19 protein-coding genes are annotated in these 16149 nt (G+C 62.7%); 8 read left to right on the forward strand and 11 right to left on the reverse strand.

What is annotated here, in order from left to right; translation table 11 throughout:
* Positions 1–79 precede the first annotated feature (79 nt).
* The 6 genes from DT069_RS06005 to DT069_RS06030 all read right to left on the reverse strand — a co-directional run bounded on the left by DT069_RS06005 (position 80) and on the right by DT069_RS06030 (position 5387).
* Positions 80–868: a sterol desaturase family protein gene (locus DT069_RS06005; protein ID WP_425450040.1), complete on the reverse strand. Its 789-nt coding sequence runs from the start codon at positions 866–868 to the stop codon at positions 80–82.
* A gap of 175 nt (positions 869–1043) precedes the next feature.
* The gene (locus tag DT069_RS06010; protein WP_119459392.1) at positions 1044–1949 is read right to left on the reverse strand and encodes a phytanoyl-CoA dioxygenase family protein; all 906 of its coding nucleotides are present in this window, start codon (positions 1947–1949) and stop codon (positions 1044–1046) included.
* Between the two features lie 28 nt (positions 1950–1977).
* Positions 1978–3297, reverse strand: a complete 1320-nt coding sequence (locus DT069_RS06015) for a TRAP transporter large permease (RefSeq protein ID WP_119459393.1) — start codon at positions 3295–3297, stop codon at positions 1978–1980.
* 3 nt (positions 3298–3300) lie between these two features.
* The gene (locus DT069_RS06020) at positions 3301–3816 is read right to left on the reverse strand and encodes a TRAP transporter small permease subunit (protein ID WP_119459394.1); all 516 of its coding nucleotides are present in this window, start codon (positions 3814–3816) and stop codon (positions 3301–3303) included.
* Positions 3817–3909: 93 nt separating this feature from the next.
* Complete coding sequence (dctP, locus tag DT069_RS06025) at positions 3910–4980, reverse strand: TRAP transporter substrate-binding protein DctP (protein WP_119459395.1); 1071 nt, start codon at positions 4978–4980, stop codon at positions 3910–3912.
* Positions 4981–5084: 104 nt separating this feature from the next.
* A complete protein-coding gene (locus DT069_RS06030; protein ID WP_119459396.1) occupies positions 5085–5387 on the reverse strand; it encodes a DUF6166 domain-containing protein in 303 nt (100 codons plus the stop codon).
* 106 nt (positions 5388–5493) lie between these two features.
* Between DT069_RS06030 and DT069_RS06035 the strand changes: the two genes are divergently transcribed.
* Positions 5494–5829, forward strand: a complete 336-nt coding sequence (locus DT069_RS06035; RefSeq protein ID WP_119459397.1) for an antibiotic biosynthesis monooxygenase family protein — start codon at positions 5494–5496, stop codon at positions 5827–5829.
* 22 nt (positions 5830–5851) lie between these two features.
* On the opposite strand, the gene DT069_RS06040 is transcribed toward DT069_RS06035, so the two are convergent.
* Positions 5852–6553: a GntR family transcriptional regulator gene (locus tag DT069_RS06040; RefSeq protein ID WP_119459398.1), complete on the reverse strand. Its 702-nt coding sequence runs from the start codon at positions 6551–6553 to the stop codon at positions 5852–5854.
* A gap of 49 nt (positions 6554–6602) precedes the next feature.
* Complete coding sequence (gene panB / locus DT069_RS06045) at positions 6603–7472, reverse strand: 3-methyl-2-oxobutanoate hydroxymethyltransferase (RefSeq protein WP_119459399.1); 870 nt, start codon at positions 7470–7472, stop codon at positions 6603–6605.
* A gap of 86 nt (positions 7473–7558) precedes the next feature.
* On the opposite strand from panB, the gene DT069_RS06050 reads away from it, so the two are divergent.
* Together DT069_RS06050 and otnI are read left to right on the forward strand one after the other, a co-directional pair.
* Positions 7559–7933: a hypothetical protein gene (locus DT069_RS06050; protein WP_162913008.1), complete on the forward strand. Its 375-nt coding sequence runs from the start codon at positions 7559–7561 to the stop codon at positions 7931–7933.
* A gap of 12 nt (positions 7934–7945) precedes the next feature.
* Complete coding sequence (gene otnI / locus DT069_RS06055; protein ID WP_119459401.1) at positions 7946–8740, forward strand: 2-oxo-tetronate isomerase; 795 nt, start codon at positions 7946–7948, stop codon at positions 8738–8740.
* Between the two features lie 24 nt (positions 8741–8764).
* On the opposite strand, the gene DT069_RS06060 is transcribed toward otnI, so the two are convergent.
* Positions 8765–9697, reverse strand: coding sequence for a bifunctional 5,10-methylenetetrahydrofolate dehydrogenase/5,10-methenyltetrahydrofolate cyclohydrolase (locus DT069_RS06060; protein ID WP_425450041.1), 933 nt, complete (start codon positions 9695–9697; stop codon positions 8765–8767).
* A gap of 314 nt (positions 9698–10011) precedes the next feature.
* On the opposite strand from DT069_RS06060, the gene DT069_RS06065 reads away from it, so the two are divergent.
* The 4 genes from DT069_RS06065 to hpnE are packed head-to-tail and all read left to right on the forward strand — an operon-like array spanning position 10012 to position 14183.
* Positions 10012–11136 (forward strand): glycosyltransferase family 2 protein, encoded by a 1125-nt coding sequence (locus tag DT069_RS06065; RefSeq protein ID WP_119459402.1) that lies wholly within the window; start codon positions 10012–10014, stop codon positions 11134–11136.
* A gap of 26 nt (positions 11137–11162) precedes the next feature.
* Positions 11163–12026, forward strand: coding sequence for a squalene synthase HpnC (gene hpnC, locus DT069_RS06070; RefSeq protein ID WP_425450042.1), 864 nt, complete (start codon positions 11163–11165; stop codon positions 12024–12026).
* Positions 12027–12036: 10 nt separating this feature from the next.
* On the forward strand, positions 12037–12945 hold the full coding sequence (gene hpnD, locus DT069_RS06075) for a presqualene diphosphate synthase HpnD (RefSeq protein WP_119459404.1): 909 nt from the start codon (positions 12037–12039) through the stop codon (positions 12943–12945).
* A complete protein-coding gene (gene hpnE, locus DT069_RS06080; protein ID WP_119459405.1) occupies positions 12927–14183 on the forward strand; it encodes a hydroxysqualene dehydroxylase HpnE in 1257 nt (418 codons plus the stop codon). Before hpnD ends, hpnE begins: the two co-directional genes overlap by 19 nt.
* A 92-nt stretch (positions 14184–14275) precedes the next feature.
* Here the strand turns inward: hpnE and DT069_RS06085 are convergent, their stop codons facing one another.
* On the reverse strand, positions 14276–14758 hold the full coding sequence (locus tag DT069_RS06085) for an NUDIX hydrolase (RefSeq protein ID WP_119459406.1): 483 nt from the start codon (positions 14756–14758) through the stop codon (positions 14276–14278).
* A gap of 69 nt (positions 14759–14827) precedes the next feature.
* Entirely contained in the window at positions 14828–15289 is a 462-nt protein-coding gene (locus tag DT069_RS06090; RefSeq protein ID WP_119459407.1) for a hypothetical protein, read from the reverse strand.
* A 184-nt stretch (positions 15290–15473) separates the two neighbouring features.
* On the opposite strand from DT069_RS06090, the gene DT069_RS06095 reads away from it, so the two are divergent.
* Positions 15474–16148 (forward strand): DUF6134 family protein, encoded by a 675-nt coding sequence (locus DT069_RS06095; protein ID WP_162913009.1) that lies wholly within the window; start codon positions 15474–15476, stop codon positions 16146–16148.
* The last annotated feature ends 1 nt before the right edge of the window (position 16149 follow it).

Raw genomic sequence — 16149 nt, forward strand, 5'->3', positions numbered from 1 at the left:
TGGTCGATTTCTCTCACGAGTGGCCCCTTCGCTCCGATGGAGCGAAGGGGCTGGCCCGATACGGTCGTCTGCCGTTCGCTCAGACAGCCGCCGGCGTCGCGCTCCTCCGCGGCTTCCGCGAGGTCCGGCGCATGTCGGTCCTCAAATGCTTGGTGCTGTAGCCGTTGAACAGATGGCCGAGCAGCCCGCGATTGAGATCCGACGTGCCGAACATCCAATCGGCGATCGGAAAGGTCAGGTTCATGTTCCTTTCCATCATAAGGCTCTGATTATGGTGCGCGGTGTGGTGCCGGCGCAACGTGTTCACGAACGGTGTGTAGCGCACGAACCAGTTCTCGTCCACGTGGCAGCAGAAATGCAGAAACTCGTAGATCAGATACATGCCCGTGGTCGTTGCCATCAAAAGCCAGCCGACGTTCGGCGAGATCAACCAGCCGACAATCAGCGCACCGGGGATCGACATGAGGATGAACACGATCAGAGCGTAGGGCGGAAAGACCGTCACCCGCCAATCGCGATGATCGGCGAAGCGCATTTCCTCCTCGGTGAAGAACTGATGATGATTCAGGGTGTGGCGCTCATAGACGGCGCGCATTGCCTTGTTCTTGCGCGGCCGGTGCATGATGTAGCGATGCAAGGCCCATTCGAAGACGTTGCACATAAGGCCGACGGCTGGGATCGTCAGCCATTCCCACCAGCGGACGTTCTCGATATTGGCGGCATAGACATACATGGCAGCGAAGCCGATGGCGTAAATCACTGCAATATGAAGCCAGCCATTATACCAGCCGACGATCCGCGCCCGATACTGAGCGCGGAACTTCCGCTGCCGATCCGACATCGCAGCAAATTGACTGTCTGACCCCATGGGATGCTCCTCCTTGCTTGTGCCGCCGCCGCACCGGTCCACACCGGCCCGGGGGCATCTGCAAATTGGTGATATATCAGCAATACGTCAGATGCCTGTCCTTGTCAAGATGGGCGATCGGCGGGCTCCCGCTCCGCCGAAATCCTTCCCGTTCCATTTCACCGGTTGCTCGGACTTATTCCGCGGCCTTGGGCTTGTCGCCCTCGCCCTTCTGAATCGCGAAGATGGAGGTGTAACCGCCGCTCCAATCCGGTGGGATCAGGTTCGGGCGGGGGTCGTGATGCGCCCATTTCGCCGGCTTCCCGCGGATCACCTGCTGGTAATAGCGAGTTGACAGCGGGTTGTAGGTGTAGGGCATGGCATCGGCGGCCGAGAGCACGTTGAGCAGGAGCGGTCGGCCGAGATCCGAGCGATTGGGCTCCGACCCGTGAACCATCCGGTAGTTGTGAACGGTGATGGACCCTGCCGGCCCGCAGAGCGCGACCGCACGCTCCAGCGGCAGGCGCTCGATGTCCTCGTTGCGCAGAGCCCCCGTCCAGTTCTCCTGGGCGTCGTAGTGATCGTAGATCGGCCCCCGATGCGCACCTGGAATGACCTTCAGGGGGCCCTGGTCCATACCGCAATCGTGCAGATAGGTGCCGACGGTCAGGACCGCGTCGTTCGTGTGGGGAAAGAACGGCGCGTCCTGATGCCACTTCACCTCGGCGCCGCCCTTTGCCCATTTGAAGTTCAGCTTCGACTGGTGAAACTTCACGTCGGGACCGACGAGGTCGGCGATCAGTTCGGTCAGCGGGGACTTGGCACAGTAGTCCCAGAAGACCGTATCCTGGTCGTTGATGCTGGACACCCGGCGAAGCCGCGGAGTCTCCGCCGTGTGACCGGGCTCGAGATCGAAGATCGCATCAGACTGCGTGTAGGCCCGGCTGTGTTCAACCTGGCGCGCGACCGCGGCGCGGAGTCGCTTGAGCCAAGCGTCATCGAGGAACCGCTCCACGAGCAGGTAGCCGTTCTCGAAATAGGACTCGCGTTGCTTCTGGGTCAGGACGTTCGGCTTGAAGGAGAGAATCTGGTCCGGCGTCATGAGTCACCTCCTCATTGGAATCGGCGGGTCAGCCAAAGCCGAGCAGCTTGCTCGGCAGCCACAAGACTGTTTGCGGGAATGCCATCACAATCACCAGCGTAAGCGCCTGGATGACCAGAAATGGAACAACACCCCAATACATGTCGCGCAGCGTCATCTCCGGCGGGGCGATGCCGCGCAGATAGAAAATGGCCGGCGCCATCGGCGGCGTCAGATAGCTCGACTGGATCATGATCAGGATCAGGATGCAGAACCAGACCAGGTCGAATCCCGCCCCTTGGACCAGCGGAACGAAAATCGGCACGAAGATAAGCAGGATCGAAATCCACTCGAGGAAGAAGCCAGCGAGGAAGACCAGGCCCAGGAACAGCACCAGAAGGCCCCACGGCCCGAGATTGGCCGCTTCGATCAGGTCGCTGACCAGGGCGATGCCGCCCGACCCGATGAACACGCCGGTGAACAGGTTTCCAGCCAGCAGAATCATCATGATCATGGTCGTGATGACCAGCGTCTTCAGCAACGCCTCCCGGAACATCGCCAAGGAGAACCGGCGATAGAGGATCGTGAGCAGAAAGGCGCCGAAAGCGCCAAGGGCGGCTGCCTCGGTCGCGGAGGCCCAGCCGAACATGATCGAGCCGAGCACGGCGAAAATCATCAGCAACGGCGGCACCAGCGCCTGTATCGTGATGACCAGCCTCTCGCCCAGCCCGAGATCGTCGTCCGTGTGCGGAATGCGCGGACCTGCGGTCGGGTCGATCAGGCATCGACCAAGGATGTAAACGATGTAAAACGTGGCGAGGATGAGGCCGGGAAAGATCATGCCGACCATTAGATCGCCGATCGAGACATCGGCGATCGGACCGAGTACCACGACCACGACCGACGGCGGGATGATCGTCCCGAGCGAGCCGCCGGCGCAAATGGTCCCGCTGATCAGCTGCTTGTTGTAGGAGTACTTTAGCATCGGCGGGATGGCCAGCAGGCCCACCACGGTCTCCGTGGCACCGATCACGCCGGTCGAGGCGGCGAAGATGATGCACATGATGACGGTGCCGACGGCCAGCCCACCGGGAAGACGCCGCGTCCAGAGATGCACTGCCTCGAAGAGTTTCTCGGCGATGCCGGAGCGTTCCAGCATCGAGCCCATGAAGACGAATAACGGCACCGCAGCGAGCACGACGTTGCCGGCGACGTCTTCGATCTTCTCGACGAACTGATAGAAGACCGCCATGTCGAAGGTGATCAACCCAAAGATCACCGCGATGGACATCAGCGAGAAGGCGACCGGGAAACCCAGAAAGATCAGAAAGAATAGAGCCGGAAACATGGCCAGCGCAAAATAGTCCATGTCTCAGCCCTCGTTCTGCGTGCCGGCGCCGAAAATCACGCGCACGCACTTCAGGATCTCCGCAACGACCTGAAGCGCGAGGAACGCGAAGCCCGCAAAGAACATGATTCGGAACGGCCAGATCACAGGGTTCCACGCCGACTGCCCGGACCGCTCGCCGCTCTCGATCGACTGCATCGCATAGTCCCAGAGGTAGTAATTCAGCACGACGAGCAGCGGCAGGAACACGAGGACATATCCAGCGAGATCGATCATCGCCCTCGCGCGGCTGCTGACATGCGCATAGATGAGATCGATCCGGATATGGCCCCTGCGCTTTAGCGTAAAGCCGCTGCCGAGCAGGAAATAAGTGCCTGACAGCATGTAGCTCATCTCGTAGGCCCAGATCGTCGGCGCATTGAGAACGTAACGCGCGAAGACCTCATAGCACATGGCCAGGACGAGAGGGATCAGAAGCAGCGCTGCCGCGAAGCCGACTCCCTCCGTCAGCCGATCGATTAGTCGAACGACAGCCGTCATTCCATCCGTCCCGATATGGATTTGAATCGCATCAGCGAGACGCCGATGGCGGCGCAGCGGCCGGAGGCGAGAGACGCCCCCGGCCGCCGGCGCTTATTCCGCGTCTTTGACCATCACCTTGCGGTAGCGGTCGGCACCTTGCCACAATTTCTCAAACGCCTGCTGGTTCTCGAACACCTTCTTGAACCACTCGTTCTGTTCGGCCTGCCCACGCGCCCATTCGAGGCCTTTTTCCCGGGCGGCATACTGAACTTCCGGGGCGAGCTCGATGATCTCGTTACCGTTCTCTCTATAGAAGGCAACGGCCTTCGCGTCCTCTTGGCCGATGGTGAGCCAGCTCTCCAGCGTGACCATCCGGGCGACCGTCTCGATCAGCTCCTGATCTTCGGGCGAGAGCGACTCCCAGGCATCCTTGTTGATCACCAGCTCGAACGGCGCGGTCGGCTGATGAACGCCGGGGATGATCACGTACTTGGTGATCTTATGAAAGCCGGGTGCGATGTCTTCCCACAGAGTGCCCCACTCGGTGGCGTCGATGGCTTTCCGCTCGAGCATGGTGTAGACCTCGGCGCCCGGCGTCGTCACCGGCGCGGCACCGAGATCCTTGGCCATGTCCAGCCAGGCGCCGGCGGTCCGCAGCTTCAGCCCCTGCAGATCGTCGAGCGTACGAACCGGCTTGTGCGAATGGAGGAAGACCTCCGCCGTGCGGATGAACAGCGGCATCGAGATCACGCCGAAATTCTCGAGCCGGTAATCCCGCTGCAGCTCTACCCCGCCGCCACGATAGAGCCAATGCAGCATACGCTCGGTATCGAAACTTCCGGCATAGCCGCCGAACAGAACGACGCCGGGATCCTTGCCCCAGTCATAGCCCATCCAGGTGTGGCCCATCTCTGCGATGCCGTTTCTCACCGTGTCGGAAACTTTGAGCGCATTGCCCAGACCGCCGCCAGGGAAGACCTGGATCTCGAACCGACCGTTCGAAAGATCTTCCAGCCGATCGGCGAAGGCCTGCGCGCCGATATCCATCAGCGGGCCGCCACCCCAGCCCGTCGCCATCTTCCACTCATATTCGGGTTCTTGCGCAACCGACGGCCCCGATAGCAGGCCTGTTGCAAGTGTAACCGCCGCCAATAGCGCCGTTGAGCCTTTCCAGATCGTCATGAATTTCCTCCACTGATCGTTATGAGTTGGGCCGGTTCGCTTTCGACAGACCCTTGCGACAAGTTGCCTGACCGGGATTGATTTGGAGTCCAACCGGCTTCCGATCAGCGCGAGACGGAGATGTCGGCGATCGCGCCATCGATATCTTCGCCGGTCATCTCCCACTCATTGTCGAGATTGGCAACGACCGCCCGCATGAAGCCGTCATAGAGCTGCAGGGCCTTCTGATCGTCTTTCAGGTGATGCGCCAGAATCGCGAGAGCGAGCTGCGCCGGTTCCGGACCCTCATAGGTCCATTCGAATCCGTTCTCGGAAATCTTCTTGAGGTCATAGCGGGGATCGAGCGGCTGTCCGTCCACCAGGACGATAACACCCTCCATCGTGCGGTCCCCCGTGTAAGCTGTCATAGTCACGCCCGGCAATGATGGTACAACTGATATATCTCGCGTATGTTATAAGCCCCGTTTCGAGATGTAAAGTGTTGGAGCGTGCGGTGCTTAAAGGGAGGGAAATGTGATCGCAGTGATTTTCGAGGTATGGTTAAAAGAGGAAACGGCCCAGCGCTATTTCGATCTCGCCGCCGAACTCCGGAAGGAGCTGGAGCAGATCGACGGCTTCCTCTCCGTCGAACGCTTTCAAAGTCTGACCTCGGAAGGGAAATATGTCTCCCTCTCGTTCTGGCGGGATTCCGCGGCGGTCGAGACATGGTATGGTAAACGGAAGCACCGCGCCGCCCAGGAGGCGGGCCGGGCCGGCATCTTCCGCGACTATCGCATCCGGGTCGCCGAAGTGCTGCGCGACTATGATATGGCGGCAGGCCGTCCGGCGACATCACCGACGGCGATATAGCTCGCCACCGGCGGCATCGCCGTCACCGGGATCCGCGGGCGTCGAGCGTCGCCCGCGTGAACTCCTCGATATAGTCCAAGAGCTTGTCCGTCGCCTGGGCCGCCGCCTTGCCATCGCCGCTAGCGATTCCACGGGCCATCTGCGCGTGCAGGCGCGCGCACAGCGGAAGGTCCGCCACCTCCTTGTAATGGAGATACCAGAACCGCCGGGACAAGCCCTGCATGAGGGTCATCGCATTGGAGGCGAAGACATTCCGGGATGCCTTCGAGAGCACCCCGTTCATCTTCTGGTCATAACGCATGAAGGTCAAATCATCGTTGTCCTCGGCGGCCCGCTCCATGCCCTCGGCGATCTCGACGAACTGCTCTCGCTCACGGTCCGTCATACGAACGGCGGCCGTGCGCGCCATCAGCCGCTCCAGCTCGCGACGAACCTCCAGGAGCATCAGCTGTCGCTTTACATTGATCTCGGAAACCAGGATGCCCCGCCGCGGCAGAATCACGACGAGCCCCTCCCGCGCCAGCCGTTGCAGGGCCTCGCGGATCGGCGTACGTCCGATGTCGAGGCGCTTTGCGAGCATCGTTTCGGAAAGAACGCTGCCCGGCTCGATCTGTAAAGTAACGATCTGCTCCTCGAGCTCTTTATAGGCCCGAGCGGTCAGGCTGCTCGTCTCGTCCGCCGCAGGCGCAGACTCCGCCGCAGCGTCAGTGATTGCATTTGCCACGCGCTCTCCCTTTTTTTCTTAATGCGGGAATGCCCCGCGACGCCATGCCTCAGATCTGTCTGCGTTTTTCTACCATCGCTTGAAATTTGTCGAGTTCTTCCGGCTTTACCGTATAGCTGTGCTCATTATCCGGAAAAGCCCCCTCCTTCACTTCCTTCACATACTGGCGGAGCCCAGTAACCGCCACTTCTGTCAGGTTGGCATAGCGCTTGGTGAATTTCGGCTTGAAGTCGGTGAAAACGCCGAGCAGGTCATAGCTCAGGAGGATCTGACCATCGGTCCCGACACCGGCACCGATGCCGATCGTGGGAATCTCGAGCTGTTCGGAAATGAGCCGCGCAATCGGCGCCGGAACCGCCTCGAACTCCAGCATGAAGCAGCCGGCATCCTGGATGGCCAAGGCATCCTCGAGGATCTGCATCGCAGCCGCCGCGGTCCGACCCTGGATCTTGAATCCGCCGAACATCGCGATCGTGTGCGGCGTCAGCCCAATATGGGACGCCGTCGGGATTCCCGCATCGACCAGCGCCTTGAGAATATGCGCCTGGCTCTTGCCGCCTTGCGGCTTGACCGCGTCGCAGCCCGCCTCCTGCATGAACCGCGTCGCATTGACCAGCGCCCGATCGACCGTGTTGTAGCTTTGATAGGGCATGCAGCCGAGGGTGAAGGTGTTCGGCGCACCGCGGCGAACCGCCAGCGCGTGCATTACCATCATGTCCATCGTCGCCGGAATCGTGCTGGAATGGCCGTGGGCGACCATCGCGAGGCTATCGCCGACGACGCAGACATCAACGCCGGCCATCTCCGCCCAGCGCGCCGAGGTATAGTCGGGGACGGATGTGTAAACCATCTTCTCCCCGCTCCGCTTCGAGTCCCGGATCTCGGTGATCGTCCGCTTCTTCTTCTCACCACTTGTCATGCGACGCCCCACGTGATCTATCTTTGATATATTAGAACATATCTTTACCCGGCGCGGCACGCCGGTCAAGCAAGGGATGGTGCGCCGTGATGCAGATCGAAGGTCCGGAACTCCTTCTGTTCGCTCTCTCCATTCTGCTGGTCTGTCTTTTCGTTCTGACGGTCAGCGGCATGTTTCCCGGCGAGTTCCGACCGCAAGCGCTGCAAAACCCTCTGGGCGCGACGCTGCTTTACGCGTCGATTGCCATTGTCGCGGCCCTCACGATCCACTTGGTCTATTTCGCGGCGCGGCACCTGGATTGGCCGGTCGCCATCATCGCTGGCGGACTGACCCTTCTGGGGTCGCCGTTCATCCATCGAAATCTTCCGCGCATGATTCAGGACGATGCGGCTGGCGCCCTCGGTCTTGCGGCGGGTGGTCTCGTCCTGCATGGTCTGTTGGCGGTGATCGTAGAAATCTAGGATATTCCGGCGATGCCCAGGCTTGCGGCCAATCTTAGCCTCATGTTCCAGGATTTCCCGTTTCTCGACCGCTTCGCGGCCGCAGCGGCCGCCGGCTTCGAGGCGGTCGAATTCCTGTTTCCCTATGCCGAGCGCAAAGAAGACCTCGCGGCGCGCCTGGAAGCAGGCGGGCTGACGCAGGCGCTCTTCAACCTGCCCCCCGGCGACTGGGATGGTGGCGAGCGTGGCCTTGCCGCTTTACCGGGACGGGAGGCGGAGTTTCGGGCCGGCATCATGGTTGCGCTCGACTACGCCAAGGCGCTCGGCTGCCGACGCCTGCATGCGATGGCGGGGATACCGCCCGCAGGCGCCGACGCGGCCGAATGCGAGACGGTGTATATCGAGAATCTGCGGCACGCCGCGACGGTTGCCGCAGACGCCGAGATCGCTCTGCTGATCGAACCGATCAACGAGCGGGACATGCCGGGCTATTTCCTGAATCGCACGGCGCAGGCGCGCCGCATCATCGACACCGTCGGAAACGACAATCTGTTCCTGCAGTACGACGTCTACCACGCCCAAATCTCGGAGGGCTTCCTGGCCGAGACGTTCCAGGCTAACCGAGACATTATCCGCCACATCCAGATCGCCGGCGTCCCCGGTCGCCACGAGCCAGACGACGAACAGGAAATCAACTACCCCTTCCTCTTCGATCTGTTCGACGCTGCAGGCTATGACGGCTGGATCGGTTGCGAATATCGGCCCCGTGCCGACACGGTGGACGGATTGCGCTGGGCCGAACCCTACGGCGTCAACCTGAGAGGATAGCGAGCAATCGCGCCTCGGCCCGGTTCAGAATGATGGGCCGGCGAACTGCGACTCGTAATGTTGCTTCTGCAAGGTGGCGGCGGTCAGGGTGTTGCGCATGAGAATGGACACCGTCACCGGGCCGACGCCGCCCGGAACGGGCGTGATCCAGCCCGCCACGTCGTGGCAGGACTCGTAATCGGCATCGCCGACCACGGCGGTGCCGCCATCGGGCGTGGTGATCTGGTTGATGCCGATGTCGATCAGCGCCGCCCCCGGCTTGATCATCGCGCCGGTGATCAGCCGCGGCTTGCCGACGGCGACGAACACCGCATCGGCCTGCCGGGAGTGGACGGCCAGATTCCGGGTCATATGGTGACAGACCGTGACCGTTGCTCCCTCGCTCATCAGCAGGAAGGCGATCGGCTTGCCGACGATTTCCGAATGGCCGATCACGACGACCTCGAGCCCCTTCAGCTCCAGCCCGGTGCGTTTCAGTAGCTCGACCGCCGCGACGGAGGTGCAGGGCCCGAGCGCCAGATCGTTATAGACGATATTGCCGATCGACGCGGGGTGCATGCCTTCGACATCCTTCAACGGATGCACCGCCGCCTGCAGTTCCTTGATTGCGATGGAAGGCGGAACCGGCCGCTGGATGATGACGCCGGTCACATTGTGATCGGCGTTCAAGGTCTGAATGGCGGCGAGCATCTCCGCCCGGCTCACCGTCTCGGGATAGAAGCGCTCCTCGAAGGTGATGCCGACCTGCTCTGCCACACGCTTCTGGTTGCGGATATAGAGCTTCGCCGCGTCGGTTTCGCCCACCGCGATCGAAACCAGGCGCGGCGACCAGCCGGTTTCCTTGAGCGCCTGCACCCGCTCGGCCACGGCACCGCGGATCTCCACGGCCAGGGCCTTTCCGTCCAGGATCTTATGGTCACGATCGCGGCGTGGCGCTGCGGCGGAAACTATCATCATTTGCTCCCCTGCTTGGCGACAGCGCTTTACGACAGGACGGCGCCGACTGCAAGGGAGCCGGTTGTCGCATCAGAGTCTTTCGACCGGGTAACCATGCCCCAACGATGCCGCTTGATCCGCCCGTTAACCCTGGTCCATCTATGGATTGCGGTGCTCGGGGCATTAGAGTCTGATCCGATCACATCGAACCGATATGATCGGTGAATCAGCCTCTAGTTATTTGAGTTAGAGCACGATCCGATCAGGTTGGGTCAACCTGATCGGATCGTGCTCTAAACCGGCGGTCCAGCGCCAGGGCATGGAGACGAGCAACTATGACAGGTCTGGCGTTCCTTGTTCTCCTCCTGGCGGCGATACCGGTACTGATCACCATGATCAATCTGCCGTTCTATCGGCGCTTGCCGCTATCCGCATCTACGCGTCGTGCGGTTTCCGTGCTGATTCCGGCCCGCGACGAGGAGACGAACATCGGCGAGACGCTGACGACCGTCCTGACCAGCAAGGACGTCGAGATCGAGGTCATCGTGCTCGACGACCATTCGTCCGATCGCACGGCAGCCGTCGCGCAGTCCGTGGCCCGGCGGGACGACCGTCTGCGGGTCGAGCGAGCGCCGCCTCTGCCGCCCGGGTGGTCGGGCAAGCAGCATGCCTGCCAGGTTCTGGCGGACCTCGCCCGGCATGACCTGCTGCTCTTCATCGACGCCGATGTCCGGCTTGCTCCCGACGCGGTTTCCCGTATGGCCGCCTTCCTGGCGGACCGGCCGACCGGGCTCCTCAGCGGCTTCCCCCGACAGATCACCGCGACGCTCGGCGAAAAGCTGGTCGTGCCGATCATCCTGTTTCTCCTGCTCGGCTATCTGCCGATGCCGGGCCTGCGATGGACAACCCTGCCGGTCTTCGGCGCCGCCTGTGGCCAATTGATCATGGTGAAGCGCGAAGCCTATGATCAGGCCGGCGGGCATGCCGCCATTCGGCGATCGCTCCATGACGGGATCAAGCTGCCGCGTGCCTTTCGCGCAAAGGGGCTCCAGACCGATCTCTTCGACGCGACGGACATAGCCTATTGTCGTATGTATGCTGGAGCGCGCGCGGTCTGGAAGGGATTTTCAAAGAATGCAACGGAAGGAATGGCGACGCTCCGCGGCCTGCCCCTATGGGCCATTCTGCTGGCAGGGGGACATGTCCTGCCATTCGTCTTGATCGGACTCGCGCCATTCGTCGATATTCCGGCGGGAGCCGTGGTCCTGGCGCTGCTTGCCGCGTTGCTGTCGATCGGGCTTCGACTCTTCATCGCTTATCGCTTTCGCCAGTCGATCCTGGGCGCGATCCTGCATCCCGTCGGGATCCTCATCACCTTGGCGATCCAGGTCGTCGCACGCATCAAGGCATCGCTCGGTATTCGCCCGGTTTGGCGCGGCCGGTCCTATCACGCGTCATGATGCCGCGTTCCGGGGGGTGCCGGCCCATGAAAGCCGCAGCCGATGAGAACTTTCCGGTCGGATCGCGGTTGATCGCACGGCCGCTCCGACCGCACATCGCCGCCTTCTATGCCTTCGCCCGCAGCGCCGACGATATCGCCGACGATCCCAACCTGTCGGCCGACCAGAAGCTTCTTCGCCTCGATGCGTTCGAAGCGGGGCTCGACGGCATGACCGGTGACGGAACACCCCGCGCGGCGATCCAGGTCCGGCAGAGCCTCGTGGAAACGGGCGTCGCGAGCGACCATTGCCGGCATCTCCTCCAGGCCTTCCGCCTCGATGCCCGTAAGGCGCGCTATGCCGACTGGTCCGAGCTGATGGCATACTGCGCTCTCTCAGCCGCACCGGTCGGCCGCTACCTGCTAGAGCTGCATGGCGAGGCGACAGAAGCCCGCCCCGCCGCCGACGCGCTGTGCGCGGCCTTGCAGGTTCTCAACCATCTTCAGGACTGCCGCCGGGACTTCCTGGATCTCGATCGGATCTACCTGCCGCTGGATTCGCTGCGACGGCATGGGGTGCGCGAACGGGACCTTGCCGGTGACGCATCGACGTCCGAACTGCGTGCCGCCCTCGACGAGACATTGGCACGAACCGAACGCCTCATCGGCGACGCGCAGGCCCTGCCCGCGACGCTGTCGAGCCGACGGCTTGCGATGGAAAGCGCGACGATCCTACGATTGGCAGACCGGCTAGCGACGCGGCTTGCCCAGGCCGACCCGCTGGCGAACCGCGTCGCACTGTCGAAATGGGATTTTCTTGCGGCCGGATGCGGCAGCATCCTTGCCGCCATGACCCGCCGGAATATCGCGAGAATGGCGGGAAGGCCGGCATCCCGACAACGGATGACGTGAGGCGCGTCTGATGGCCATGCTCCCCGCGGCATCTCTCGGAACCACCCGCCGCGTCACCCTGCCCGAGGCAAAGGCCGAGGTAAGGCGCCTCGTCGGCTGTTCCCGCAGTTCCTTCTTTCTCGGCATGCGCATTCTTCCCGCGGCCAAGCGCGACGCGATCTACGCAGTTTACGCCTTCTGCCGGCTGGTCGACGACATTGCCGATGCCGACATGCCGGCCGCGGCGAAACTCCATGCGCTGCAATGTTGGAAGAGCGAGGTGGAGGCGCTGTTCGACGGCTCACCGACCCACCCGGTCATGCTGGCCCTGATCGAGCCGGTCCGGCGGTTCGCCTTGCCGAAGAGCGAGTTCCTGGCGGTGCTGGACGGCATGGCCTGGGATGCGGCGGAGTCGATCTGCGCGCCTAGCATGGCCTCCTTACGCCGCTACTGCCGGCTGGTCGCCGGTGCGGTCGGTCTGCTGGCGATCCGGGTCTTCGAAGCACGCGGCGACGGCGCCGCGGACTTCGCAATCGCCCTGGGCGAAGCGTTGCAGCTGACCAACATCCTGCGTGACGTTCACGAGGATGCTCAGCGCGGCCGCCTCTATGTTCCCGCCGAGTTGCTGGAGGCACAGGGCATTACCGCCAAGCGACCGACCGACGTTCTGCGGGACCCGCGCCTCGCTGCGACCTGCAACTCGCTCGAAGCGTTGGCGCGCCAGCGACTCGAAGAAGCGCGTCGCGCGCTCGCCCGCTGCGACCGGACGTCGCTACGGCCGGCACTGGTGATGATGGCGGTCTATTCGCAGTTGCTCGATCGACTGTCGGCACGCGGTTGGGAGGCGCTCGCCACCCCGGTCCGCGTGCCGCGGTCCGTCCGCCTGTTCGCTGCGGCGAGAGCCGCCGCCCTGGGCCCGCTTTGGCCACGGCTCATATAATCGGCGCCGGCTTGGCCGGGCTGTCCTGCGCCGTTCACCTGGCGCGGGCAGGCCGCCGCGTCGCCCTCTATGAGGCGACGCCGCAACCGGGCGGCCGCTGCCGATCGTTTCACGACCGGCAGATCGATCGGCTGATCGACAACGGCAACCATCTGCTGCTCAGCGGCAATCGGGAAGCCCTTCGCTTTCTCGATGCAGTCGGCGCTGCCGACAGCCTGACCGGACCGGACACCGCGGCGTTCGACTTCTACGATCTTCGCGCCGACCGATCCTATCGCCTGCGCCCGAACGCGGGACCGGTTCCCTGGTGGGTTTTCGTCGCAGGGCGCCGGGTTCCGGGTACGCGCTTTCGCGATTATCTGTCGATCCTCCGTCTGCTGGCTGCGCCGGTCGGCGCAACGGTTGCCGATCGGATCGACCGCAAGCACCCCCTCTTCGAGCGGTTCTGGGAACCGCTCACTGTCGCGGCGATGAATACGCCCGCGGAGCATGCGGCGGCATCGATGATGCGCGCCGTCCTGCTCCGCACCTTCCTGTCGGGTGGCGAGGCCTGCCGCCCGCTGCTGCCGCGCCGGAGCCTTTCGGCGAGTTTGATCGATCCGGCGATCCGCTGGCTGCGGCAAGCCGGCGCCGAGATCCATCTCAACCGACGTCTCCGCGCGATCGAGCCAACGGGCGGGACGGTCGAACGGCTAAGGTTCGCCGATCGCGACGTTGATGTCGCGACCGATATCGTCGTGCTTGCAGTTCCGCCGGACGACTGCAGACGCCTTCTTCCGGACCAGATCACCCCGGAAGAGGGCAGCATGATCCTGAATGCCCATTTCGCCATCGACCCGACAGCGTTGCCGGCCCCCCTGCCCCGCTTCGTCGGCCTGCTCAACGGCCGGGCCCAATGGGCCTTCGCTCGAGAGGGCGTGATCAGCGCCACCGTCAGCGCCGCCGTCGCCGCCGAGGAGAGAACGCAAGCCGTCGCAGCGGACCTTTGGCGCGACGTATCGCGGCCGTTCGGGCTCGCCGCGGCTCCGCTTCCTCCTTACCGGCTTCTGACGGAGAAGCGGGCGACGTTCCTTCAGACGCCGGAGAATCTGCGCCGGCGCCCGAAGCCCGCAACGGCCTTCCGCAATCTCATTCTCGCCGGCGACTGGACCGATACCGGCCTCCCCGCCACCATCGAAGGCGCGATCCTCTCGGGCCGGCGGGCGGCACAGCTGGCTCTGGCTCGAGCGCCCCTGTGACGGTGCGGTATAACCTGATCCGATCGCATCGAAGCGACGTGATCGGCGTCGAGCCGCCGCGAACGCACGCGTCGTCACCGGAGTCGCATTCTTCAATCAACGAGAACCTCGATGCGCGGCTCCTCCTTCGGAGGGCCTTCCCGGAGATAGGTTTGAATGATGTTCGCTAATGAGAATGGTGTAATTCTCTCCGTTGCGTTGAGCAGCTCGGATATCGTCCACCAGCGGAAGCCGTATATTTCCTTGGCTTCTGTTTCGTCTTCTATCCGAGGGTTGAAGCGCGGCACGTGAACGACGAAGTATTCCTCGTCCTGGCAGTAGCGCTTGCCATGAAAATCGTAGCTGTGCTGAAGCCGCCAGAGAAGGGGGCCTATTCTTAACTGATCTAAGCCGACTTCTTCCTTGAGTTCTCTCCGCAACCCGTCCGCTGTGGTCTCTCCCGCCTCCAAACCGCCACCGGGAGTCATCCAAAACGGAGCAACACCTTCAAGCCGTACGCGCATCAGAAGCACTTCGGCTTTTGGTGTCAGCAGGATAGCCCTGGCAGCCTTTCGCTGAATTACCGCAGTTGACATGTTGTTCCAACGCGTCGCTGCAGAACTCCGGATTCTTGCGATCAGCGATCGCTCGATGACGAGAGAAGATCAGGCGGCTCTACGCCTTTGGGATACCGGTGCATGTTGGCGTCCGATAGCCGAAATTTCCAGATCCGGCTTCTCCTCGATGATCGCTAGAACGTCAACACCTTCAGCTTCCCCGACCGAAGCCGGATGGACAACCCAATAAAAGCTCGCATCTAGCTGATCCGTCAGTCCGGTTGAGACACCGGCTTCGCTCGAAGAGAGGCGCGTCGGCTGGCGAGGCGATCCCGCAGGGATGCGATCGCACCGGCCACGCCCTGCGGCCGCGTTCCTTTCCCGTAGCACACTGTGCCACTGGGCAAGCAGCGTGGATTTGCCGAATCCGGCCGGCGCTGCGACGACGGTCAGCTTGCCGTCCGTCGTGCCATGCAGCGCGCGCAGCAGCCGATGCCGATGCACCAGGCCCGTTCGGCGGATTGGTGCACAAAGCTTGGTTGCGATAAGGTGGAGCTGTCCGACCAGCATGGTCCTAGCCTCCCCTTGGCCTGCCGTCCGGTCTGCCGCAGCATACAGGCGGTCTCTGGCGAAAGACAATGACGGCAGACGACCAAGTCGGTAAAAGTCGGAGAGTTTTTGCCGAAAAGACTTCCAGATGACACGCCTCCGGACTTCCGGAATACTCGGGAGGCCTACAGACATGGAGTTCGGCATGCGCTTGTTCCGTAGAGACATCGTGCGTCTTGCCGCCGGCAGCTTGGCCGCCGGCTTTGTTGGCCTGCCGACGGTCGTGCCAGCGGCCGGTACGGCCACCCTCCCGGACAATCTACGGTTCGCCATCCGTCGCAAGGGCTCGGTGATCGGATCGCATCAAGTTTCGTTCCGCTCCACCGACGCCGGCATGATCGCCGAGACGGCAGTCAGAATGAAGGTCAAGATCGCCTTCATCACGGCGTTCCGCTACAGCCACGATGCGGAGGAGTATTGGCGCGGCGACCACCTCCAATTGCTCAGAAGCTCGACCGATGATGATGGCGAAAAATTCCGGGTCGACGGGCAGGCCACGGCTCAGGGAATTCGCGTTTCCGGCACCGAGGGCATTGCGATCGCGCCCGCCGACGCCTGCACCACGGACGGTCTGTGGAACCGGGCCATCATGGAGCGGCAAACGGTCATCGACGCGCAGGACGGCACCGTGGTCGGCCTTCTCGTCAAAAAATCCGCGCGCGGCCAGTTCAAGGTCGGCGGAAGCCTATTGGACGCAACCTTCTTCGACATCGCCACGCCGAGCACCACCGGCCGCGTCTGGTACGACGATTCGGACCGGTGGATCGGCGCCAGCTTCGAAATTCGCGGCGAAAAACTCGACTATGCGCTCGAAGGCTGAG

Source organism: Virgifigura deserti, from assembly GCA_003576685.1.
Lineage (GTDB): Bacteria > Pseudomonadota > Alphaproteobacteria > Dongiales > Dongiaceae > Virgifigura > Virgifigura deserti.

What these genes read in the sequence shown, in the direction of transcription:
- panB (WP_119459399.1), bottom strand. Translation starts at nt 7,472, where the DNA reads ATGACAAGTGGTGAGAAGAAGAAGCGGACGATCACCGAGATCCGGGAC.
- dctP (WP_119459395.1), bottom strand. Translation starts at nt 4,980, where the DNA reads ATGACGATCTGGAAAGGCTCAACGGCGCTATTGGCGGCGGTTACACTT.
- DT069_RS06060 (WP_425450041.1), bottom strand. Translation starts at nt 9,697, where the DNA reads ATGATGATAGTTTCCGCCGCAGCGCCACGCCGCGATCGTGACCATAAG.
- DT069_RS06010 (WP_119459392.1), bottom strand. Translation starts at nt 1,949, where the DNA reads ATGACGCCGGACCAGATTCTCTCCTTCAAGCCGAACGTCCTGACCCAG.
- otnI (WP_119459401.1), top strand. Translation starts at nt 7,946, where the DNA reads ATGCCCAGGCTTGCGGCCAATCTTAGCCTCATGTTCCAGGATTTCCCG.
- hpnC (WP_425450042.1), top strand. Translation starts at nt 11,163, where the DNA reads ATGAAAGCCGCAGCCGATGAGAACTTTCCGGTCGGATCGCGGTTGATC.
- DT069_RS06085 (WP_119459406.1), bottom strand. Translation starts at nt 14,758, where the DNA reads ATGTCAACTGCGGTAATTCAGCGAAAGGCTGCCAGGGCTATCCTGCTG.
- DT069_RS06065 (WP_119459402.1), top strand. Translation starts at nt 10,012, where the DNA reads ATGACAGGTCTGGCGTTCCTTGTTCTCCTCCTGGCGGCGATACCGGTA.
- DT069_RS06015 (WP_119459393.1), bottom strand. Translation starts at nt 3,297, where the DNA reads ATGGACTATTTTGCGCTGGCCATGTTTCCGGCTCTATTCTTTCTGATC.
- DT069_RS06030 (WP_119459396.1), bottom strand. Translation starts at nt 5,387, where the DNA reads ATGACAGCTTACACGGGGGACCGCACGATGGAGGGTGTTATCGTCCTG.
- hpnD (WP_119459404.1), top strand. Translation starts at nt 12,037, where the DNA reads ATGGCCATGCTCCCCGCGGCATCTCTCGGAACCACCCGCCGCGTCACC.
- DT069_RS06020 (WP_119459394.1), bottom strand. Translation starts at nt 3,816, where the DNA reads ATGACGGCTGTCGTTCGACTAATCGATCGGCTGACGGAGGGAGTCGGC.
- DT069_RS06095 (WP_162913009.1), top strand. Translation starts at nt 15,474, where the DNA reads ATGCGCTTGTTCCGTAGAGACATCGTGCGTCTTGCCGCCGGCAGCTTG.
- DT069_RS06005 (WP_425450040.1), bottom strand. Translation starts at nt 868, where the DNA reads ATGGGGTCAGACAGTCAATTTGCTGCGATGTCGGATCGGCAGCGGAAG.
- DT069_RS06090 (WP_119459407.1), bottom strand. Translation starts at nt 15,289, where the DNA reads ATGCTGGTCGGACAGCTCCACCTTATCGCAACCAAGCTTTGTGCACCA.